The sequence below is a fragment of the Laedolimicola ammoniilytica genome, from assembly GCF_025567165.1.
Taxonomy (GTDB): domain Bacteria; phylum Bacillota; class Clostridia; order Lachnospirales; family Lachnospiraceae; genus Laedolimicola; species Laedolimicola ammoniilytica.
This window is the reverse complement of record NZ_JAOQKC010000003.1, coordinates 86,669-107,340: the sequence shown is the minus strand read 5'-3', so window position 1 is coordinate 107,340 and position 20,672 is coordinate 86,669. Positions and strand designations below refer to the sequence as shown.

Annotated in this window: 21 protein-coding genes; all 21 read right to left on the bottom strand. The window is 52.5% G+C overall.

The features are described from left to right. Nucleotides 1–4: 4 nt before the first annotated feature. The 21 genes from OCV63_RS03050 to OCV63_RS02950 all read right to left on the bottom strand — a co-directional run bounded on the left by OCV63_RS03050 (nucleotide 5) and on the right by OCV63_RS02950 (nucleotide 20,546). Complete coding sequence (locus OCV63_RS03050) at nucleotides 5–697, bottom strand: YggS family pyridoxal phosphate-dependent enzyme (protein WP_158362082.1); 693 nt, start codon at nucleotides 695–697, stop codon at nucleotides 5–7. Between the two features lie 21 nt (nucleotides 698–718). Then, nucleotides 719–2,179 carry a biotin/lipoyl attachment domain-containing protein gene (locus OCV63_RS03045; RefSeq protein ID WP_158361955.1) on the bottom strand — a complete coding sequence of 487 codons (1,461 nt, stop codon included), beginning with the start codon at nucleotides 2,177–2,179 and terminating at the stop codon, nucleotides 719–721. 80 nt (nucleotides 2,180–2,259) lie between these two features. Then, nucleotides 2,260–2,679, bottom strand: coding sequence for a twitching motility protein PilT (locus OCV63_RS03040; protein ID WP_158361954.1), 420 nt, complete (start codon nucleotides 2,677–2,679; stop codon nucleotides 2,260–2,262). Nucleotides 2,680–2,821: 142 nt separating this feature from the next. Beyond that, nucleotides 2,822–3,217 (bottom strand): methylglyoxal synthase, encoded by a 396-nt coding sequence (gene mgsA / locus OCV63_RS03035; protein WP_158361953.1) that lies wholly within the window; start codon nucleotides 3,215–3,217, stop codon nucleotides 2,822–2,824. Between the two features lie 15 nt (nucleotides 3,218–3,232). Then, a complete protein-coding gene (locus OCV63_RS03030) occupies nucleotides 3,233–4,339 on the bottom strand; it encodes an FtsW/RodA/SpoVE family cell cycle protein (RefSeq protein ID WP_158361952.1) in 1,107 nt (368 codons plus the stop codon). Between the two features lie 26 nt (nucleotides 4,340–4,365). Next, complete coding sequence (gene minE, locus OCV63_RS03025; RefSeq protein ID WP_158361951.1) at nucleotides 4,366–4,647, bottom strand: cell division topological specificity factor MinE; 282 nt, start codon at nucleotides 4,645–4,647, stop codon at nucleotides 4,366–4,368. Between the two features lie 19 nt (nucleotides 4,648–4,666). Beyond that, entirely contained in the window at nucleotides 4,667–5,452 is a 786-nt protein-coding gene (gene minD / locus OCV63_RS03020; protein ID WP_158361950.1) for a septum site-determining protein MinD, read from the bottom strand. A 24-nt stretch (nucleotides 5,453–5,476) separates the two neighbouring features. Beyond that, nucleotides 5,477–6,181 carry a septum site-determining protein MinC gene (minC, locus tag OCV63_RS03015; RefSeq protein ID WP_158361949.1) on the bottom strand — a complete coding sequence of 235 codons (705 nt, stop codon included), beginning with the start codon at nucleotides 6,179–6,181 and terminating at the stop codon, nucleotides 5,477–5,479. An 11-nt stretch (nucleotides 6,182–6,192) separates the two neighbouring features. After that, nucleotides 6,193–9,090 (bottom strand): penicillin-binding transpeptidase domain-containing protein, encoded by a 2,898-nt coding sequence (locus OCV63_RS03010; RefSeq protein WP_158361948.1) that lies wholly within the window; start codon nucleotides 9,088–9,090, stop codon nucleotides 6,193–6,195. A gap of 20 nt (nucleotides 9,091–9,110) precedes the next feature. Continuing rightward, on the bottom strand, nucleotides 9,111–9,683 hold the full coding sequence (mreD, locus tag OCV63_RS03005) for a rod shape-determining protein MreD (RefSeq protein WP_158361947.1): 573 nt from the start codon (nucleotides 9,681–9,683) through the stop codon (nucleotides 9,111–9,113). Nucleotides 9,684–9,699: 16 nt separating this feature from the next. Then, nucleotides 9,700–10,554 (bottom strand): rod shape-determining protein MreC, encoded by an 855-nt coding sequence (gene mreC, locus OCV63_RS03000; protein ID WP_158361946.1) that lies wholly within the window; start codon nucleotides 10,552–10,554, stop codon nucleotides 9,700–9,702. Nucleotides 10,555–10,571: 17 nt separating this feature from the next. Next, entirely contained in the window at nucleotides 10,572–11,579 is a 1,008-nt protein-coding gene (mreB, locus tag OCV63_RS02995) for a rod shape-determining protein (RefSeq protein ID WP_158361945.1), read from the bottom strand. Between the two features lie 165 nt (nucleotides 11,580–11,744). After that, nucleotides 11,745–12,431, bottom strand: a complete 687-nt coding sequence (radC, locus tag OCV63_RS02990) for a RadC family protein (protein ID WP_262670620.1) — start codon at nucleotides 12,429–12,431, stop codon at nucleotides 11,745–11,747. A gap of 82 nt (nucleotides 12,432–12,513) precedes the next feature. After that, entirely contained in the window at nucleotides 12,514–12,765 is a 252-nt protein-coding gene (locus tag OCV63_RS02985) for a DUF4321 domain-containing protein (RefSeq protein WP_158361943.1), read from the bottom strand. Between the two features lie 87 nt (nucleotides 12,766–12,852). Continuing rightward, on the bottom strand, nucleotides 12,853–14,472 hold the full coding sequence (locus tag OCV63_RS02980) for an NAD(P)/FAD-dependent oxidoreductase (protein WP_158361942.1): 1,620 nt from the start codon (nucleotides 14,470–14,472) through the stop codon (nucleotides 12,853–12,855). Next, nucleotides 14,432–15,709 carry a BaiN/RdsA family NAD(P)/FAD-dependent oxidoreductase gene (locus tag OCV63_RS02975; protein WP_158361941.1) on the bottom strand — a complete coding sequence of 426 codons (1,278 nt, stop codon included), beginning with the start codon at nucleotides 15,707–15,709 and terminating at the stop codon, nucleotides 14,432–14,434. Before OCV63_RS02975 ends, OCV63_RS02980 begins: the two co-directional genes overlap by 41 nt. A gap of 10 nt (nucleotides 15,710–15,719) precedes the next feature. Next, nucleotides 15,720–17,003 carry a methionine gamma-lyase family protein gene (locus OCV63_RS02970; protein ID WP_158361940.1) on the bottom strand — a complete coding sequence of 428 codons (1,284 nt, stop codon included), beginning with the start codon at nucleotides 17,001–17,003 and terminating at the stop codon, nucleotides 15,720–15,722. Next, a complete protein-coding gene (gene miaA / locus OCV63_RS02965; protein WP_158361939.1) occupies nucleotides 17,000–17,947 on the bottom strand; it encodes a tRNA (adenosine(37)-N6)-dimethylallyltransferase MiaA in 948 nt (315 codons plus the stop codon). Before miaA ends, OCV63_RS02970 begins: the two co-directional genes overlap by 4 nt. Before the next feature lie 144 nt (nucleotides 17,948–18,091). After that, nucleotides 18,092–18,877, bottom strand: coding sequence for an amino acid ABC transporter ATP-binding protein (locus OCV63_RS02960; protein ID WP_158361938.1), 786 nt, complete (start codon nucleotides 18,875–18,877; stop codon nucleotides 18,092–18,094). Nucleotides 18,878–18,957: 80 nt separating this feature from the next. Then, on the bottom strand, nucleotides 18,958–19,644 hold the full coding sequence (locus OCV63_RS02955; protein WP_158361937.1) for an amino acid ABC transporter permease: 687 nt from the start codon (nucleotides 19,642–19,644) through the stop codon (nucleotides 18,958–18,960). 29 nt (nucleotides 19,645–19,673) lie between these two features. Then, nucleotides 19,674–20,546, bottom strand: a complete 873-nt coding sequence (locus OCV63_RS02950; protein ID WP_158361936.1) for a transporter substrate-binding domain-containing protein — start codon at nucleotides 20,544–20,546, stop codon at nucleotides 19,674–19,676. Nucleotides 20,547–20,672 lie beyond the last annotated feature (126 nt).

The following is a 20,672-nucleotide window of genomic DNA, read 5'->3' as shown; positions in this document are numbered from 1 at the left end:
TAATTCAGATATTGTAATTTCTTTCTCCGAAGATGCCTGTGCCCACGCGAACCATAGTAGCCCCTTCTTCAATGGCCACCTGATAATCGCCGGTCATACCCATAGACAAGACATCCATAGATACATTATCAATATTTTTGTTCCTGATGTCAACAGATAATTGCTTCAATTTGGAAAGATGTACCCGGTTGTCCTCAGGATTTTCCACATAAGGCGCAATGGTCATCAGGCCTTTTACCTGAATAGCCGGAAGTTTGGCGATGGCGCGAACCAGCTCTTCCGTCTCCTCGGGGGACACACCGAACTTGCTCTCCTCGCCCGCCACATTGACTTCGATAAGGACCGGAACCGTGACACCCTTCTTGACGCCTTCTTCGCTGATGGTTTCCGCCAGACGCAGGGAATCCACGGAATGAATCAGATATGCCTTGTCCACGATATATTTGACCTTATTGCGCTGCAGATGGCCAATCAGATGCCAGCGGATCTCTTTCGGCAGCACCTCATATTTTTCCATAAGCTCCTGCACCTTATTTTCCCCGAAATCCCTGGTGCCGCCCGGAAGCAGCTCCTCAATCATGGACACGGGCTTGGTCTTGCTGACTGCAATCAGCGTTACTTCATCCCGGGAACGTCCCGCCCGCTCGCAGGCTTCGCATACATGCTTTTCCACCTCTGCCAGATTTTCCACTACCATACTCATCTTTTCTTCCTCCTGCTAATATATAACCTGATCTTCGTCCACTGTGGCCGCATTCAGCACAATCCGGTCGTAAACCGACAGACCGAAGCTGGTTCCCTCTTTCACAATACAATACTCCTCATTTTCATAGAGAACCTCTATCCGACGAAAGATCGTATAGCCCTTATTAATATTATAGACGCCTGTGAGCTTCCCGGTCTGTCCCACCTGGAAAGTCTCCGAGGAATTTTTCTTTATCAGCAGATCGCCGCTGGACAGCTTCTTCTTCGATGTACTGAAGTTTTCCTCATCCGGGTTCACATAGACGTTTTCCTCATCCTGATAATAAATGGTACTGTTCACAAACTCAGCAGTCACTGTACCGTCTGCGCCGGTCACCTGCTTTGTAAATCCCGTATCTTTTCCGGAAGTCTCCAGATAGGCCACCGGGATCACATAGAATTCCTTCTCGGTCACAGCCGTCTTCGGAATCTTCAGGCCTGTGGTTTCGTCCCGCAGCACCTCGAAGCTTAAGTACCGCTCACCCGCGTAGCGCACCATGGAATTCACAAAGGAAAGCACGCCGTAGGCCTGTCCGTCCCGGTATTCCACAGTCACAGAAGGCCAGGCCGTCTCTTCATCCTTATCGAAGCGGATCTGTATGTAGGTGGTCCGCTGGGTCACCGTACCGTCCTCAGCCGTCTTCTGGTTGGCCTGGATCTTGTCCAAAATATACTGCTCCATTTCCGTATCCAGCGGAAATACCAGCTTCCAGTTCTCGTCGGTAATCAGCTTGTATACCGGATCGCCGGAGCTGACCAGCTCATTGGTCCGCAGATTCTGCCGCTGATAGGCCGTCCCATCAAACCATTCCGCGCTCAGATTGTCGAGACTGATATCCTCATAGCCATCTATATAATACTCCACCACTCCGGCTGTGGACGCATTATAGCGTGTGAACAGGGCGCTGTTATCATCCGCCGCACTGTCCAGCCTGTCAATCATGTTCTGATTTACAAGCTCCAAAATGGCGCTGTCTACATTCGTCTTAAAATTGTATACACTGTTAAATTCCATATCGGAAAGACTGCTCACATAGGTGCTGATCTGGGAGCGCAGCTCCGCATAATCCTCCTCCGAAAGGCTTACCTCCCCTGCGTTCTCCTGCAGGATATCTGCCATCTTTCCGCTCTCATCCACTGTATAAACTGTGGAGAGTACCGACACTTTTTCATTCTCCGATGCGTAATAATTCACATAGCCCGCCTTTTCCGCCGTATACACCTGCTCTGTCCGCAGGGCAATGCCCATATAGCGGTAATCGGTGGCCAGATTACCCTCAATCACCTCATATCCTGAGATATGGGCTGAGGTCAGATACATATAGATACAGACTATCAGATATACCAGAATAAATCCAAAAAAAACGACAGCGATATTTCTGTCGCTACGCCGGTATCTGATAACCTTTTTGTTCTTTTTCCCGGTTCCTGCCACCCGTCAAATTCCTCCATACTTAACGAGAGGACGCCCTGAAAACAGGGCATCCTCTTATGTATCGTGTAGAAATAAAATTCCTAACAGGAAATGAGCACCTGCTCTTTCGCAAATTCAGGAAGCTGGTTCTCTTCAACGGAAATACTCAGGCAGAAGTCAATCTTAAACTGCTCGCTGATGGCATTCAGCTGGGTCAGCGCGTCTGTCAGATCCTCGCCCTCCAGATGGGCGATCTTCAAAAAGCTGTCCAGATACATCTGCTCCAGGTCATAATCCTGTGAAATAATACCGCAGATGAAACCGATGAACTCATCACAATTCTTAAGCGGATAATCAGCTACATTGATAAGACGAACCTTGTTGTCAAGCTCATGCATATGCTTGGTATTTTTATCCAGGTATACGATATTGCCTGACGCTGTCTTAATCTGGCTGTTTACTCTGTCCAGCAAATGTTTTGTCTTTCCGTCTCCCTTACTTCCTACAATTAACTGCACCATAGCCGTGTCCTCCTTGGTTTTCCCATTTTTCTTTCAAGAACAGTTTCAACATTACTCCGTCCTTTTTTAGATAATACCAGTATAGTCGATCTGCCCTAAAAACACAACTATTATTTACTTTTTTTCTGACTAATTATACAATCTAATTATATAATTCTCTCCACTCCATATCGCCGCGATCCAGAGCCTTAATTAAAAGCTCCGCCGTAGCCAGGTTGGTCGCCAGCGGAATGTTGTACATATCGCAGAGCTTCACCACGTTGTTCACGTCCGGCTCGTGCTGCTTGGGATTCAGCGGATCGCGCAGAAAGATAACCAGATCCATCTGGTTATGCTCGATCTGTGCCGCCAGCTGCTGACCGCCGCCCAGATGGCCCGCCAGATACTTATGCACATTCAGATTCGTAACCTCCACGATCAGCCGGCCGGTGGTACCCGTCGCATAGAGTTCATGTTTGCTGAGAATTCCTCTGTACGCAATACAGAAATTCTGCATCAGTTTCTTTTTTGCATCATGTGCGATTAATCCAATGTTCATAGGAACACCCCCAAGTTAGTATTTTTTCGGCTGCAAACCGACATTCAACACAAATCCTATCGCCATGAAAAGCGTCAGAAGCGACGTCAGTCCATAGCTCACAAAGGGCAGTGGAATTCCCGTATTCGGGAAGATTCCTGTTGCAACGCAGATGTTGACAAAACTCTGAAATCCGATATAGCCTGCCACACCGCAGCAGATCAATGTGCCCGAAAATTCTCTGGATCTTTTACCAATCCAGATACATTCTATCACAATCAGCGCCAATAGTAAAATAATTGTTGCGCAACCGATAAAACCAAGCTCTTCCCCTGCCACCGCGAAGATAAAATCCGTCTGGGGCTCGGCAATAAAGCTGCCGTTTTTGACCGAAGAGACCAGATTATTGTTCAATCCCTTTCCCACCAGCTGACCGGAACCAATGGCCATGATGGAATTCTGCTGCTGGTAAGCGTTGTCCGCGTACTTGGTCGGATTCAGCCAGGCCATAATACGAAGCCATGCATAATGATCGAGAATCTTCTGATCCGGCTGCATAATCAGACTGATGAAAATCACCGCCGCCGGGATCCCCACGGCCAGCACCCCGCCGATGAGCTTGTAACTTAAGCCCGAGATAAAAAGCAGGATGGCAAAGGTCATGCAGATAGAAATCGTCGTGGACAGGTCCGGCTGGCTCTTGATCAGAGCCGCAGGAACCGCGAAAAGCGCCGCCAGCAGGCCCAGCATCTTCCAGGTATTCAGGTTCTCCCGGTACTTTTCCAGCATTTTCGCGAAGAACAGAATCAACAGCAGCTTTGAAAGCTCTGAGGGCTGAAAGCGGAAGCCTCCGATCTTCAGCCATCTCACCGCTCCGTTGGCGTCGTCACCTAAAGGCGTCTTCACAAGAAGCAGCAGGAGCACATTAAATCCGTAAAGCAGCCAGTAAAACTTCAAAACCCAGTTGTAATCAATCAATGAGACTACAATCATGGCTACGGTTCCCAGAAAAAGTCCTACAATCTGCTGACTCTGTACGGATTTCTCTGCGCTTCCGATGACCAGAATTCCGATAATACTGATAGCATACACATAACACACAAGTCTGAATCTGTAATCCCTCAATCGATACTGTTTAAACATAAATCTCCTCTTGTATCAGGTTAGTCCTATCTCATCTGATCCTTATGCTTCAGATCCTTGATGGGAATGTTTGCGCACAGGGCCGGCACACGGCCGTTCTGTCCGTCGGACTCGGTCTGGGTAATCTGAATGTCCAGATTTTCGCAGTCGATCTCCATATATTTTGAGATAACCTTGATGATATCATTTTTGATCAGTTCCATTACTTCAGGGGAACAGTTTGCCCGGTCAGAGATCAGAAGCAGCTTCAATCTGTCCTTGGCCACGTCTCCCGAACTCTTTCTCCGGAAAAAATCCATTAATGCCATTTTCCTTCTCCCCCTTTACTTATTTGAACAGCTTTGCCAGCTTTGAGAAAAATCCGTTGTTCACATCCAGATTCATCAGCGGCACATCTTCGCCCATAATACGCTTACAGATATTCATGTAGGCAGTTCCGGCCAGAGAAGAATCACCGGCCAGCGGCTCGCCCTGGTTGGTGGCCACTACGATGCTCTCGTCATCCGGTACCGCGCCGATGAGATCGATGGACAGAATGTCGATGACGTCCTCGATGGACATCATGTCGCCCCGCTTCACCATATCCATGCGCAGACGGTTTACGATCAGGTTGATCTTATGGATATCATTGGCCTCCAGAAGTCCGATGATACGGTCCGCGTCGCGGATGGCGGAGACCTCCGGCGTGGTGACGATCAGAGCGCAATCCGCTGCCGCAATGGCATTTTTAAAGCCCTGCTCGATGCCGGCCGGGCAGTCCAGCAGTATGTAGTCGAATTCCGATCTCAGCTCGTCGATAAGCTTCTTCATCTGCTCCGGATTTACCGCTGTCTTATCACGCGTCTGAGCCGAAGGAAGGAGGAAGAGGTTGGAATACCGCTTGTCCTTGATGAGTGCCTGCTTCATCCGGCAGTTGCCCTCTACCACGTCTACCAGATTGTATACAATCCGGTTCTCCAGACCCATAACCACATCCAGATTCCGCAGTCCGATATCTGTATCGATCATCACAACACTTTTGCCCAGCTTCGCAAGTCCTGTTCCAATATTTGCGGTGGAGGTGGTTTTTCCCACGCCGCCTTTACCGGATGTAATTACAATTACTTCACTCATACCTTTTTTCCTCCAAAGATTTTCTTATAATTTGATATCATTTAATACATCTTTTGTAATGGGCTCTATATAAATGTTCCCATCTTCCACAAATGCGATCTTTGGCGTATCATCCGCCTTTTTCTTCCGTCTGGCCGCTCCGTCGGAGCTGCGGGCAATCACATCGCCGATGCGGATCTGCATGGGATCCATGGAAAGAGCCGCCACAAAGGCTCTCTCATTCCCTGCTGCGCCCACAAACACATTGCCCTTCAGGGCTCCCAGTACGATGACGTTTCCTTTGGACACCACCCGGGCTCCCGGGTTCACGTCGCCCAGAATGATGATGCTGGTCTCCGATTCCAGTACCTGACCGGAACGTAAGGTTCCCTTGTAAAACCGGCCGTCCTGCAGATTGGTCAGATCGTGGTCTCCAGGGGCTTCCGCCCGGCCGGTCTGCCGCTCTACGGCCTGCTTCATGGTCTGTTCAGTCACCTGATTTTCATCCACCAGGCAGACTACCTGAATCTGACAGCTCGCTTCGATCACTTCCACAAGCTCTTCTTCCTCCGCTGTACTTAAAGATCTTCCCTGAAAACAGAGGGCCATCTGGGCATTGCCGAAAAATTTGGCCGAAGCGCTGAACTTCTCAGCCACTTCCTTCTTTATGGTATCCCAGTCGGGCTGTTCGTCCAGAACGACGTTCAGTCCGTACCGGTTGCTTTTTATGATAACTGACTGATTTGACATCACTTTCACTCCTAATCACCGATAGTCTGTCCGGTGGAACCGCTGGCAGTTCCGCTCACAATCTCCGCCTCATCCGCAAGATTAAAGTAGTATTTGAACACGTCCGCGCCCACCTCCGCGCAGTTGGCGGATGTATATCCGTTGGCGATACGGACGGCGATGGCAATCTCCGGACTCTCATAGGGCGCAAAGCCCACAAACAACGCATGGTTCGGATGGCTCTTGCTCTGCTGCGCCGTACCGGTCTTGCCGGCCACATTCAGTCCCAGATCGCTTAAGACGTTCAGAGACTTGGTGTTTTCAGCCACCAGGCGCATACCCTGCTGTACCGCGTTCCAGCTGCTGTCCGCGATCTGCACCTGATTATGCAGCGCCGGCTCGTACTCCTGAATCAGGGTACCGTCGGTCTCTGTCAGCTTGTCAAGAAGTGTCAGGTCATAGCAGTTTCCGCGGTTGGCCAGAGTCGCCACATAGCGGGCGATATGGGACAGCGAATAGCTGTTCGTGCCCTGTCCGATGGCGGAACGCACGGCGTCCGTATCGGAAATTCGCGGCTCATACTCGGAGATCTCCAGTCCGGATTTATCACCCAGGCCGAACATTCTGGCGTATTTTTCCAGTTTTGTCAGGCCTGCCTCCACATTGTACCCGCTTGCGCTTCGTCCGCCCGCCAGGCGGTATCCCACCTCATAAAAGAAGACGTTACATGAATCACGGATGGCCGTGGTCACGGTCTCGTTGCCGTGATGACCGCCGTACTGGTTAAAGATCCAGCAGGTCGGAGACGGCGTAATCTCCGTAAATACGCCGGACGCGTAAATGGTCGTGGATGGCGTAATCACGCCTTCTTCCAGACCCGCAATCGCCGTAATGGGCTTAAAAGTAGAACCGGGCGCCAGATTTTCCTGGGTCACACGGTTGACAAAGGGTGACGACAGGTCTTTCCGCAGGCTATTATAGTAATCAGAATCCATCACATTGGTCAGCCGGTTATTGTCATAGCTGGGATAGGTCACACAGGCCAGGGTCTGACCGGTCTTCGTATCCACCACTACGATGCCGCCGCTGCAGGGCTCCAGCGCCAGCTGAGCCGGGGTGAGCTCCAGGTTCCGAATCTTATCCAGCATAAAGCTGTAGGAACTTAAAGCTCCGGAATTCAGCTTTGATACGGTATCTTCATCATATTCTAACACATTCTGGTCATATAATAAAAGACAAATTTCTCTTCCGGATACCTGATCACTGAGCAGCATATACTTATAGAGCATCTTGCCAAACTCCGCGTCCTCCAGAAGGCTGTCCCGGATATAGTCCAGCACCGACTGGTAAATCTCTGCGGAATCCAGGTAAGGATTATCGCCGGAAATCTTCGTCACATCGATCCAGTTTTTAGAAATTGCGTACTGGAGATACTCCCGAAGACTGATGGTCTCGTCGGTGGTCCAGGCCACATAGGTGGCGTCTGATGTGTCCACCGCGTCCTTCATCAGCACCTGACTGTCGCCCATCAGCACATTGGCCACGATATAGCTCATGTAATTCTTCATCTCTTTGGAGAGGTTCTGATAGGCCACCGCATTGTCGGAGTTCAGTTCCGCAATCAGACTGTCCACCGTGTTCTGAAGCTTGATCTGGAAACGGCTGTATACACTCTTTTCCAGATCCGTAGCGTCATCCGCGTTAAAATGCGTGATATCAATGATATAATTGTTGATCAGCGCGTAATATACATCGTAGATCGGAATCATAATCTTGGACGCGCTGGGATTGGGCCCTGGATTGTATTCCTTCGTGTTCTCGATCTTGGAAATCAAAATACCGGCCAGCTTCTGCTCAAGAATATTGTAGCAGGCCATCTGCAGCTCCTTGTCAATGGTCAGATAGACGTCATTGCCCGGAACCGCGTCCTTCTGCTCGGACATCTCCAGAATCCGTCCCACACTGTCCACATACATTTTCTCGTAGCCCTTGGTCCCCTGAAGCTCCGTCTCCATATACTGCTCGATACCGGCCTTGCCGACGATATCATTGAGCTCATAGTCGGGATTTTCCTCCTGGAGGCTGTCCAGCTCATCCTGGGAGGCTTTGCCGATATAACCGATGATCGGCGCGAAATACTTGCTGTCCGGGTAGACTCTCCGGCTGCTCTCCGCGATCTCCGCGCCCTGCAGCTCGCTCTGGTTCTCCAGAACGGCCGCCACCGTCTCATCCGAGACGTCGCTGGCCACGGTTGTCGCCACGTACCGCTTGTAGTTATTGGCGGAAATACCAAACCGGATGGTCGCTATCTTCAGCTGCTCCTCCGGCGTATAACCGGATGCGCTAATCCCATATTTTTCCTGTTCCTCCTCCGTATAGGAGCTGCGGATATCATATTTCTTTTCTCCGCACAGATAAGCCATCAGCTCGTCCGCCGAGGCGAGCTCCTGCTTCGGCTCCAGCTCGCTTATCTTAGTCTTGCCATATACGTCCGCTTTTAAACGGAGAAGGGAATTTCCTTCCAGGGAATATTCATAATGTCCGTTGTTGTATACAATCCCCAAATCGCTGACAACGCTGTCCCCGTTCTTCTCAATCAGCTGAATCAGCCGGTAGATGGTATCATTGAGCTTGGGATTCTTGGTTTTGCTGGCATAGGTGCCGTTATCCTGGATGGTTACCGAATAGGACAGCTCGCTGTACGCAAGCAGCTCTCCGTTCCGATCGTAGATGTTTCCCCTGGTACTGGCCACCGACACCTCGCGCTCAGTCTTCAGGGAAAAGGATTCCTGATAGTCGCCGCCCTTTACAATCTGCAGATAAAACACCCGTTGCAAAAGAATGCCAAACAGGACCACGAAAGCCACGCCCAGTACAAAGATACGTGATTTTATTAAATTATTTAAGGCTTCTTTGATTTCGTCCAACAATCGTTTCTAACTCCTCTGTCTTATTGTCCGTCTGTCCCCGCCTCATTGTTATCTTTATAAGGAATCACGGGAGAAATGATTTTGCTCTCCCCCTCCTCTTTTTCCTTCTTCTCCAGCCAGTGATTCAGCAACCGGATCACCCGGTAGAACACAATGGTCACCACGACGGTGTACACCAGCTCCGGAAGAATAATGTGCGCAAAATAGAATCCGAACTGGAACCGGCTCCGCAAAAGGAACAGGAAAAAATAGACGCTCAGTCCATACACCAGCTCTGACAGCGCTATCCAGACCATGGGAAGCTTGATATCCTCATCGTAGAACATCCGATGAAACAGGCCGCTTCCGTATCCCAGGAACATGTACAGAAGACTGTAAAAGCCAAACAGCTGACCGAAGAAAATGTCTGTCAGCAGTCCGGAAAAGAAACCTACTGCCATGCCCTCCTTTTCTCCCCGCATGAACCCTAAGGAGGATGTCACAATCAGCAGCAGATTTGGCACAATTCCGGCCAGGGACAGTGTCTGGAACACGGTACACTGCAGGATAAAGCATACGATAATCAGAAGAGCTTCTATGATTTTACGTCTCATCCTTTTCACTCCTGTCCTATTCTTCCTCGGTCTGCTTCAAATCGGTAATAACGAGCACCGAATGCAGATGCTCAAAATCCACGGCCGGCGTCAGGGTGCCGGACCTGGTCAGGTTATTGGGATCCAGACTCAGCTCATTGATATAGCCGATGAGCAGTCCCGCGTGGTACTTATCACTCACGTGGGAAGTTACAATCGTGTCGCCGATGTTGGCTTTTCCTTCTGTATCCCGCAGCTGGGAAAGCGGAATCAGACCGGATTCCATCAACTGCAGATCGCCCTTTACAAAGCAGAGATCTGAAGTAGAGAGCACCTGGGCGCTGACCTCGCTCATATCGTCGATGATGGAGCGCACCTGGGCCCAGTTATCGCCCACCTTAGTCACGATGCCTACCAGGCCGCTGCCCGCGATGACATTCATATCCACGGCGATCCCGTCCCTGCTGCCCTTGTCGATCACAAAGGTATTGAACCAGTTGCCGGAATCGCTGGCAATGATATTGGCCGCCACCTTACTGTATTCGCCGTAAGTCTGATCCAGGTTGTAAAGTTCTTCCAGTTCCTGCAGACGGTACTGATTCTGCATCAGCCGGCTGTTCTCCAGGGTCAGGGCGTCCACCTGCTCCTGCAGGGCCTGCTTCTCCGCCTGGGCGTCCGCCAGATCCTGCAGGCTGTCGCTCTTATCCCGGAACCAGCCGCCCACGCTGTTGATCCCCCGCTCAAAGGGCACGAACACGTAGCCGGTGATCCGCCCCAGAGTGCTGCCCGCAAAGCCGGTGGCGTAGGACGCGTACATCATTCCGATACAAAGAATCGCCAGCGCCGCGAATATGTATCTGGGCGGCACTGTAATATGATTTTTTTTCTTCATACTTCACCTGATATTACTTAGTTATAATTCTGCTCTTTGGTCACAAAGGTCAGGTTCTTAAACTTCTTCTCCTTGATCACCCGCTCCAGACCTCTGGCCACGCACTCCTCGGGCTTATCGACCAGATTTACCTTGATGTTGGTAGCGTCCGCAATGAGCTTGTCAAGTCCCTTTAAGTTAGCCACGCCGCCGGTCAGGAAGATACCATTGCGGATGATGTCCACGCCCAGCTCGGGCGGCGTTCTCTCCAAAATCACTTTGATGGCGTCCACGATGGACTTCAGGTTCTCAGCGATGGCATTTGCCACAAAGTCCGCGGTAATTTCCAGAAGAGCCGGAAGTCCGAGAGCCATATTGCGGCCGCAGATCTCCCGCTTGGAGGTCGTGTCGCCCGGCTGATAGCCCAGCTCATTTTTCAGAATCTCGGCCGTCTTATTGCCGATGAAATATCCGTACTCCCGGCGGATGGCGTTGGCGATGGCCTCGTCGATCTTATTGCCGCCGTTCTTGATGAGCTTGCTGGTGACGGTTCCGCCCAGGGACAGGATGGAAATCTCGGTGGTATCCGCTCCCACATCCACGATCATGATACCCTGAGACTGGGTTACGTCAAGGCCAAGGCCGAGACCTGCTGCCACCGGCTTGTCAATCATCTGGATGTTTCTGGACTTGAGGCCGGTTCCCTGAATCAGGGTGCTGAACACACGGTCCTGTACGTCGGTGGGCAGTGCCACCACGAACTCCGCGCCCTTTAAGCTGCCCTTGGTATGGGTCTCCAGGAAGGCCTTCAAAAATTCCTGCATATAGGTAATGCTGGCTACGGTTCCAAAGGACATGGGATAAAGCACCTCGATGTTGGACGGCGCCTTCTCATGCATTTCAAAGGCCTCGTCGCCGTAGGAGATCATTCCCTTTTTCTCCTCAATAGCCACCATATTCTTTTCACAGTAAATGGTATCGCTTTCCTTGCTGTAGATTTTGATGCTGCTTGTACCAAAGTCGCATCCGAAACTCTGTGCAGACATTTCTTCTCCTCACTTTCTCTAATGTAACTGTTCAGTACCTTCACAGTTGCATCGATGCAAAATCCATGAAAATCGACTTCGCCGATGGGATTTTGCACACCTGAATCACTTTCCTGCGTCTTCAGTAACAAGTGCTTCAGGCTGTGATGTACTGAACTGTCATTATTAATTTTCTTCTGATAGTATTCCCCGCTCCCGAAAGGAGCTATAACAATGATCACCTATAATAATATGATCCAAAAGCTGGATACCCAGCATTTCTCCTGTTTTGTAAATGCGGTGCGTCATACGGACGTCCTCCGGACTGGGCGCAGGATCGCCGCTGGGATGGTTGTGTACCAGCACCAGCCTTACCGCGTGGCAGGTAAGCGCCTCCATGAAAATCTCCCGTGGGGAAATCAGGGACGCGTTCACAGTTCCCTTGAACATGAGCTTTTCTTTTAAAAGCTTATTTCTGGTGTTCAGGAAAAGCACATGCAACTGTTCCTGCTCCGCATAGCGCAAATCCTCCATGAAATAATCGGCGATGGTCTCCGGCGTGTCAAAAGCCAGACGCTGCGCTGCCTCCGCCCTGGCCATCCGGGCTGCCAGCTCCGCCACACATTTGAGCTGCACGGCCTTCACCTGCCCGACGCCTCTCACTTCCATCAGGCGTTCCAGCGCTATCCGGTTCAGGCCTTTCAGGCCCTCATAGCCCGGCAGACTTAAGATTCTGCCCGCCAGCTGACAGGCGTTTTCTCCCAGGGTGCCGGTCCGCATGACCACTGCCAGCAGTTCCCCGTCGGACAGTGCCCCGGCTCCGTACTTCACGCATTTCTCATAGGGGCGTTCTTCCTTGTATAATTCTTTCATGGTCGTTGTACTCATTCCCGTTCCTTTCTGCTCTCCAGGCAGCGGATCAGACGTACAACTTTGCAGCTTTTTTCTGGGACTGCTACAGCCTCCGGTAAATGATAATCGCGATCACCACGCCAATGATGCTGGCAATCGAGATCTGAATGGTCAGGCCGAAGGTCAGCACCATCAGCCCCAAATCCAGCACAATGGGATTCTCCAGGCCGAAGCTCTGTCCGTAATTAAGCCAGGCCAGGCCCGATACATTGGCCGTCAGCATACCGATAAAGCCTCCCAGTACAATGCCGGAAAGCAGCATAATCAGCAGCACCCAGCCGTTCTTTGATCTCATAAACTCCCTCCGTCTTTTGTCTACATATCACATTTTATCATAGCACAAAGGCTTCCGCTTGTATACAAAAAAAATCCTAAAGTTCTCTTAAGATGTCGCCAGATTTCTACAATATCTTCCAGCTATCGCCTCAGCCGTTTTGACGCCGTCCATGGCCGCCGAGGTGATGCCGCCCGCGTAACCAGCACCTTCACCGCAGGGATAGAGGCCCTGCACTGTACTCTCCTGATTTTCTCCACGCAAGATCCGCACCGGCGATGACGTCCGGCTTTCCACGCCGGAAAGCACTGCGTCCGCCCGGGCGAAGCCGGGAATCAGGTGCTCGGAGCCCTCGATGCCTTCCTCCAGGGCCGCCGAAAGCTGCGCCGGGAAGATGCCCCGCACGTCGCCGAAGGTCCAGGCGCCCTTCATGCAGGGCTCCACCTCGCCGAGCGCGGTACTGACCGTATGCTGCCGGAAATCCCCCAGCAGCTGCACCGGTACCTTTCCGCCGCCTGCCTGATAAGCCGCCCGTTCCAGCCTCCGCTGAAATTCCACGCCGGAAAGTAAATCATCGCCGCCAAAATCCTCGGGCCGCACTGTGACAATCATGGCACTGTTGGCATTGCGGCTGTCCCGGGCCTGATAACTCATGCCGTTGACGGCAAGTCCGCCCTCCTCAGAGGAGGCGTTCACCACGTAGCCGCCCGGGCACATACAGAAGGAATAGACGCCCCGGTCGCCGCTGACTTTACGGGTCACCTTATAAGCCGCGGTCGGGAGAGCCTTCGGATAGCCCTCACCGTACTGGCTCACATTGATCATATCCTGCGGATGCTCGATGCGGACGCCCACCGCAAAAGCCTTGCGCTCCATGGGAACCGCCCGGTCTTTTAACATGGCAAAAGTATCCCGGGCACTGTGGCCGATGGCCAGCACCAGCACCTCCGTCTCCAGATATGCCGCCTCCTGTTCCGGCACATCATTGCACTTTGTATACACGCCCCGCACCCGGCCATCCCGGATGTCAATGTCCGTAAGCTGCGTACCGAAACGCACCTCGCCGCCGAGACTTTCGATTTCTTTTCGAATATGCTCCACCACGCTGATGAGCACGTCGGTGCCCAGATGGGGCTTATTCCAGTAGAGAATCTCCTCTGGCGCGCCCGCCTGCACAAAGGTCTGAAGCACCAGGCGGCCTCTGCCCGCCGGATCCTTGACCAGAGTGTTCAGCTTGCCGTCGGAGAAGGTTCCGGCTCCGCCCTCGCCAAATTGTACGTTAGAATTCGGCGCAAGCGCCCCACCATTCCAGAAGCGATCCACAGTCTCCTTTCGCTTTCTGGCGGCCTCGCCCCGCTCCAGAAGGATGGGTCGATAACCCGCTCTGGCCAGCATCAGGCCGCAGAACAGGCCTGCGGGACCGGTTCCCACGATAACCGGACGGTGCTCCAGCTTCTCAGAGCCCGGCTCCGGGAACTGATAGCGCTTTTTTTCTACCCGCGCCACATTCCGGTTATGCAGCTTCTTTAGCAGCTTTTCCTCACCTTTCAGCTTCACATCCACCGTATACACATAGGAAATAGGCTTTTTCCGGGCGTCGATGGATTTCTTCTGAATGGTCAGATTTTCGATTTTATCGGAAGACGTCTTAAGCTCCCGGGCCGCCGCCTGTAAAAGGGCCAGCCCGTCATGCTCCACCGGAAGCTTGATTTGACTGATTCGAATCATACATTTCCTCCTCTCCGGCTGATGCCGCGCTCACGCCTGCCAGCCAGCCACTGCTCCAGGCCCACTGGAGATTGTAGCCGCCGCAGGCTCCGTCCACGTCCAGAATCTCGCCTGCCAGATACAGGCCCGGCGCCTTCCGGGATTCCATGGTGGCCGGATCCACTTCCCGCAGGTCCACACCGCCGGAGCAGACCTGTGCCTGGGAAAAATCGCCGCTTCCCGTGATCTCCGTCTCAAAATGAAGGATCGCATGGGCCAGCCTGGTAAGCTCTGTCTCCGTCCAGTCCTCCGCCCTTTTCTTTCCTTTGGCAAGGCCGCTGCGCTCCAGCACACAGCCGATCATCTTTGCCGGAAGCAGGCCGGTCAGAAACTGCTCACCGAGCTTATAGGAGTTCTGCTCCCTTCTGTTCTTTAAAAATGTCAGGAACTGCGCTTCATCAAACAGCGGCATCAGGTTCAGCACTGCCTGTACCTTTTTTCCCACGTCCAGGGCCCGCACTGCATAGCGGCTCACCTGAAAGACCGGGATGCCGGAAATCCCATTCTTCGTGAACTGCACCTCGCCCTGATCGGAGGCCAGCAATTTTTTCTCGGTATATACCTCTACTTTAGCGTCCATTCGGACGCCCGCCAGCTTTTCAAATATCTTTTCTTTACACCGAAGCTGTACCAGAGCCGGAAGCGGCCTGACAATCCGGTGTCCCAGGCTCCTCGCCAGTGTATAGCCGCTGCCATCGGAGCCGGTCTCCGGGGCCGCCTTGGATCCGGCTGTCAGAATCACCGCGTCCGCCGGATAGCTCCACCCCTCGGTCCGCACCTGAAAGCCTTTCTCTGTCCGGGTAAGCCCTAAAGCTTCCGTATTCAATGCCAGCTTTACACCCAGATGCTCCGCCTCCAGCCGCAGAACCTCCGCCACGGAAGCCGCCTGATCACTGTAGGGGTAGAGATAACCGTTCCGGTTTTTGGTAAATATCCCAAATTCTGTAAATTTATTCAGTGTATCCTGTATGCCGACCCGTTCCAACACCTGTGCCGGGAAGCCCGGCTCGGAGGTCCGGTAATGGGTCAGGCTCTGATCGGTGTTCGTCAGATTGCAGCGTCCATTGCCGGTGACCAGTATTTTCTTTCCCACCTGCTTATTTCTTTCAAGCAAAGTCACTTTCGCGCCGCTTTCTGCCGCCGCAATGGCCGCCATGAGCCCGGCGGCGCCGCCTCCCACTACCACTACCTTTTTCATCCGTTTCTCCTTATAACTGTACCAGACCTGCGTCTGCCATTTTCTGCAGGGACATGAGGATACCCAGCTTCGCATGAGGCCAGGTCAGACCGCCCTGGAAATAGACCGCGTAAGGCGGCTTAATGGGGCCGTCCGCAGACAGCTCGATGGAGGATCCCTGTACAAAGGCTCCGGCTGCCATGATCACGTCGCTGTCGTAGCCCGGCATCGCCCAGGGCTCCGGGGTTACATAGCTGTCCACCGGCGCTGCTGCCTGGATGCCCTGGCAGAAGGCAATGACGCCCTCGGGCTTTCCGAAGGTCACGGCCTGGATGATGTCATGACGGCTCTCGGTGCTGTCCGGAACCACCGCGAAGCCCAGCTTCTCATAGATATTGGCTGCGAAAATCGCGCCCTTTAAGGCTGCCGCCGTCACGGTCGGAGCCAGGAAAAAGCCCTGATAGAAGCTGGTCATGACGCCTAAGGAAGCGCCCACCTCTTTGCCCAGGCCCGGAGATGTCAGGCGGTAAGCCGCGTTTTCCACATACTGCTCTTTGCCGACGATGTAGCCGCCGATGGGAGCCAGGCCGCCGCCCGGATTTTTGATGAGGGAGCCCACGCAGAGATCGGCACCCACGTCGGTGGGCTCGATACGCTCTACAAACTCTCCATAGCAGTTATCCACCATGCAGATCACGTCGGGTTTTCTTTCTTTTATAAATGCGATCAGCTCTCCGATCCGCTGTACGGACAGGGTTGGACGAGTCTGATAGCCCTTGGAACGCTGGATGGTGACCAGCTTTGTCTTCTCATTTAAAGCTGCCTCGATGGCCGGATAGTCGAAGCTTCCGTCCTCTTTTAAGTCCACCTGACGGTAGGTGACGCCGTACTCGGCCAGGGAACCCTTGGACGGGCGGATACCGATGACCTCCTCCAGGGTGTCGTAGGGCTTGCCCACCGGGGAAAGGAGCTCGTCTCCGGGACGTAAGTTTCCGGACAGGGCTACCGCCAATGCGTGGGTGCCACAGGCAATCTGCGGGCGCACCAGGGCTGCCTCCGCGTGAAAGGCCGTGGCATAGACCTCTTCCAGCTTGTCTCTTCCCAGATCGTTGTAGCCATAGCCGCTGGTGGCCGCGAAGCAGGCCGCCTCCACGCGGTTTTTCTGCATGGCTCCCACGACCTTGAGCTGATTGTACTCGGCGGTCTCGTCGATTTTGTCAAAGCGCTCTTTTAAGCCTTTTTCTATCTCCTGTCCAAATGCGTATACGGCGGGGCTGATGCCCAGCTCCCGGTACATGGTTTCTGTCTGTGTCATTTTAGAATTCCTCTTTCTTTTAGTATTTTCAGCATAAACGCAAGAATTTTCTCTTCATCATATCCGTATTCCGGTTTTTCTGCCCAGATTACGTCCCGCTCCCGCCTGAACCAGGTGAGCTGGCGCTTGGCAAAATGGCGGGTATCCCGCTTCAGGATGCGGACGGCCTCTTCCAGGGGGATCACGCCGTCCAGGTAGTCCAGGATTTCTTTGTATCCCAGGCCCTGCATGGAAACCATGCCGCGCTTGCAGCCTTCGTTTTTGAGGCTCTGTACTTCTTCCACCAGACCGTCTTTCATCATTTCATCTACGCGCTGGTCGATGCGGGCGTAGAGTTTTTCCCGGTCGTCATTCAGGACGAAGTAAGCGAAGTTATAGGGGGATGTTTTTTCCCGCTGTTCTTCGTTGTGGTCGGAAATGCGTTCGCCGGTGAGCTCATAGTATTCCAAGGCGCGAATAACGCGCTTGACATTGTTGGCATGGATTTCTTCGGCGGCTTTCGGATCTACGGTGGCCAGACGGGCGTGAAGGGCTTCGGGGCCTTCTTCGATGGCCTGGGTTTCCAGTTTCGCACGAACCCTCACGTTCTCTTCATTTTCGGTGAAGTCGATGTCGTAGAGTAATGCCTGGATGTAGAAGCCAGTGCCGCCGGTCAGGATGGGGATGTGGCCGCGGGTCCAGATGTCTTCCATGGCAGTTTTTGCCATTTTCTGGAAGAGAACGACATTAAAGTCTTCTTTTGGATCTAAGACGTCGATCAGGTGGTGAGGGACGCCCTGCATCTCGGCCGGACGGATTTTTGCAGACCCGATGTCCATGCGGCGGTAGACTTGCATGGAGTCGGCGGAGACGATTTCGCCGTTGATGGCTTTCGCGAGATTTATGGATAGTTTGGTTTTGCCTGCGGCGGTGGGGCCGGTCAGGATGACTAAGGGCTTTTTCATGCAGACGTTCTCCTTAATTTATTGCAATCTGTTTTATTTTAGTATTAAACAGAAACTTTTTCAACCCGAAAAACGAGATAAAATACGCTTTGCGTAAATAAAGGCAGATAAGTTTTTTCTTATCTGCCTTACTTTTTATGTGCTTTAGCCCTGCGTGAAACGGGACAGGAACTGTCTCGTACGCTCTTCTTTGGTGTGCCCAAAGACTTCTTCGGGCGTGCCTTTTTCAAGGATGCGGCCATCGTCCATGAAGATGACCTGGCTGGCTACATCGCGAGCGAAGGCCATTTCGTGGGTGACGATGATCATCGTTGTCTTCTGATCGGCCAGTTCTTTGATGACTTTCAGGACTTCTCCGGTCAACTCGGGATCCAGGGCTGACGTGGGTTCGTCGAAACAGAGGATATCGGGCTTCAGAGCCAGGGCGCGGGCGATGGCTACACGCTGGCACTGACCGCCGGAGAGCTGGTGGGGATAGTTGTTCATTCTGTCCGCCAGACCCATCTGGGTCAGGAGGCTTTTGGCCTCGGCCTCGATCTCTGCGTGGATTTCTTTTTTACGTGCTTTATAATCCGGCTGCTCTTTGGCCAGCAGCTCTTTGGCTAACATGACATTACCCAGGGCTGTGTACTGGGGGAACAGGTTGAAGGACTGGAACACCAGTCCAAAATGCAGCCGTTTTTTACGGATCTCGGATTCCTGTCTGGTTTCCGGATTGGCTGCGTCAAACAGGGTCTCGCCGTTTACCCGGATGACGCCGGTGTCGGGGTGCTCCAGGAAGTTCAGGCACCGCAGGAATGTGGTTTTGCCGCTTCCGGAGGATCCGATGATGGAGACGACGTCGCCTTTTTCCAGGGTGAAGCTGATATCTTTTAAGACTTCGGTTTTTCCGAAGGTTTTGCTTACGTGTTCTACTTCTAAGATTGCCATTCTTCTATCCTCTCCTTATTTATCTGCGCCACAGTGCGATCATGTTTTTAGGTAACAGGGAATTCCATTGGAATTTCCTGTTACCTGAAATAATCGAGTTTCCGCTCCAGACGATCCAGAAGGACTGTCAGAACGCCGTTGAAGATCAGATAGTAGACGGCAGTGAAGAACAGCGGCCAGATCTCGCCCGCAATGCCCTGGGAACCTTTCATGAAGGCCTGTCCGGCCCAGATGATCTCCTGGAGGGCGATGATGCGCGCCAGGGAGGTATCTTTTACCAGAGTGATGATTTCGTTGGACATGGGCGGTACGATCCGCTTAATCATCTGCATCAGCTTGACTTTGAAGAAGATCTGAGTCTTGGTCATGCCGAGCACCAGTCCTGCTTCTTCCTGGCCTGCCGGGACGCTCTGGATGCCGCCGCGGTAGATCTCGGAAAAGTAGCAGGCGTAGTTAAGGATGAAGGACAGGGACGCCGCCAGAAAGCGGCCGGTCTCCCCGCCGCCCCAGATCTGCTTATGCATAACCAGTCCCGGAAAATAAAAAATGATTAAAAGCTGGATCATAAGCGGCGTACCGCGTATGATCCAGACGATGAATTTGGATATCATGCTTAAGGGGCGGAATTTGGACATGGACCCAAAGGCTATTACCAGGCCCAAAGGTACCGCTCCTATCAACGTGACGAAGAATAATCTCAGTGTCTGCAGGAAGCCGCTGTTCAATGCTCCGAGAACAATCGGCATCTGTTCTATGATTCGTTCCATTTTACTTCTCTTTTGCTTTCGCTTTTATTTTATTCCTGTACTAGGGCTGCCTGTACGCCGTACTGCTCTGCGCAGGCCTTCATGCTGCCATCTGTGGTAGCATTAGCAAAGAACTCATCCAGCACTGCAGCCAGGTCGGAACCCTTCCGGAAGCCGACACCGTATTTCTCGCTGTTCAGGGCTACGGTGTAGGTCAGGTCTGCGTAGCTGGTTCCCTCGCCAATCATGGCTGCTGCCATCAGGGAGTCGATAACTGCCGCGTCAGAGGTTCCGCTCGCTACCTCAAGCAGGGCGTCAGACTGTGCCTTGACCGGTGTGTAATTCAGTCCCAGGGCGCTGACCTCAGCCTCTCCTGCGCTGCCTGCTTCTACTGCAAAGCTTAAATCCTTCAGACTGTCTGTATCCTGGTACTTGTCAGCCACGTCCTTCGGAACTACAACCACCTGCGCGTTGTTCAGGTACGCGTCGGTACACTCCATGGAGCTTGTCACTTCGTCGGTCAGTGTCATACCGTTCCATACGCAGTCAATGCTCTTGCCATCCAGCTCCAGCACCTTGTTGTCCCAGTCAATCTCTACGAACTCTACATCTACGCCCAGACTCTCTGCAAAGGCCTTTGCCATATCTGCGTCGAATCCGACCCAGTCGCCGTTCTCATCCTTATAATCCATGGGCTCAAAATCGGTGATTCCTACTACCAGAGTTCCCTTATCTACCACATAGGCCATGTCGCTGTCTTCGGAAGCGACTTCGGTGTCCTCACCGTCTGCCTCGTTCTCTGCCGCTGCATCCTCCGCATCTGTATTGGTCGCAACTTCCTCTTTGCCGGATGAACCACAGCCTGCCAGCATGGATGCTGCCATCACTCCACATAAAAATACGCTTAATACTTTCTTTTTCATAATGCTTCCTCCCACTGCCGCTTTTGCGGCGCTTTTATTTTGGGCCTTATCCACAGAACTCTCAGGCTCGTTCTTTCATTCTCTACTAATGAGTTACTGTACAACGATAAAGCGGTGGTACCGTTG

What these genes read in the sequence shown, in the direction of transcription:
- OCV63_RS03050 (WP_158362082.1), bottom strand. Translation starts at nt 697, where the DNA reads ATGGTAGTGGAAAATCTGGCAGAGGTGGAAAAGCATGTATGCGAAGCC.
- OCV63_RS03040 (WP_158361954.1), bottom strand. Translation starts at nt 2,679, where the DNA reads ATGGTGCAGTTAATTGTAGGAAGTAAGGGAGACGGAAAGACAAAACAT.
- mgsA (WP_158361953.1), bottom strand. Translation starts at nt 3,217, where the DNA reads ATGAACATTGGATTAATCGCACATGATGCAAAAAAGAAACTGATGCAG.
- OCV63_RS03030 (WP_158361952.1), bottom strand. Translation starts at nt 4,339, where the DNA reads ATGTTTAAACAGTATCGATTGAGGGATTACAGATTCAGACTTGTGTGT.
- minE (WP_158361951.1), bottom strand. Translation starts at nt 4,647, where the DNA reads ATGGCATTAATGGATTTTTTCCGGAGAAAGAGTTCGGGAGACGTGGCC.
- minD (WP_158361950.1), bottom strand. Translation starts at nt 5,452, where the DNA reads ATGAGTGAAGTAATTGTAATTACATCCGGTAAAGGCGGCGTGGGAAAA.
- minC (WP_158361949.1), bottom strand. Translation starts at nt 6,181, where the DNA reads ATGTCAAATCAGTCAGTTATCATAAAAAGCAACCGGTACGGACTGAAC.
- mreD (WP_158361947.1), bottom strand. Translation starts at nt 9,683, where the DNA reads ATGAGACGTAAAATCATAGAAGCTCTTCTGATTATCGTATGCTTTATC.
- mreC (WP_158361946.1), bottom strand. Translation starts at nt 10,554, where the DNA reads ATGAAGAAAAAAAATCATATTACAGTGCCGCCCAGATACATATTCGCG.
- mreB (WP_158361945.1), bottom strand. Translation starts at nt 11,579, where the DNA reads ATGTCTGCACAGAGTTTCGGATGCGACTTTGGTACAAGCAGCATCAAA.
- radC (WP_262670620.1), bottom strand. Translation starts at nt 12,431, where the DNA reads ATGAAAGAATTATACAAGGAAGAACGCCCCTATGAGAAATGCGTGAAG.
- OCV63_RS02985 (WP_158361943.1), bottom strand. Translation starts at nt 12,765, where the DNA reads ATGAGATCAAAGAACGGCTGGGTGCTGCTGATTATGCTGCTTTCCGGC.
- OCV63_RS02980 (WP_158361942.1), bottom strand. Translation starts at nt 14,472, where the DNA reads ATGATTCGAATCAGTCAAATCAAGCTTCCGGTGGAGCATGACGGGCTG.
- OCV63_RS02975 (WP_158361941.1), bottom strand. Translation starts at nt 15,709, where the DNA reads ATGAAAAAGGTAGTGGTAGTGGGAGGCGGCGCCGCCGGGCTCATGGCG.
- OCV63_RS02970 (WP_158361940.1), bottom strand. Translation starts at nt 17,003, where the DNA reads ATGACACAGACAGAAACCATGTACCGGGAGCTGGGCATCAGCCCCGCC.
- miaA (WP_158361939.1), bottom strand. Translation starts at nt 17,947, where the DNA reads ATGAAAAAGCCCTTAGTCATCCTGACCGGCCCCACCGCCGCAGGCAAA.
- OCV63_RS02960 (WP_158361938.1), bottom strand. Translation starts at nt 18,877, where the DNA reads ATGGCAATCTTAGAAGTAGAACACGTAAGCAAAACCTTCGGAAAAACC.
- OCV63_RS02955 (WP_158361937.1), bottom strand. Translation starts at nt 19,644, where the DNA reads ATGGAACGAATCATAGAACAGATGCCGATTGTTCTCGGAGCATTGAAC.
- OCV63_RS02950 (WP_158361936.1), bottom strand. Translation starts at nt 20,546, where the DNA reads ATGAAAAAGAAAGTATTAAGCGTATTTTTATGTGGAGTGATGGCAGCA.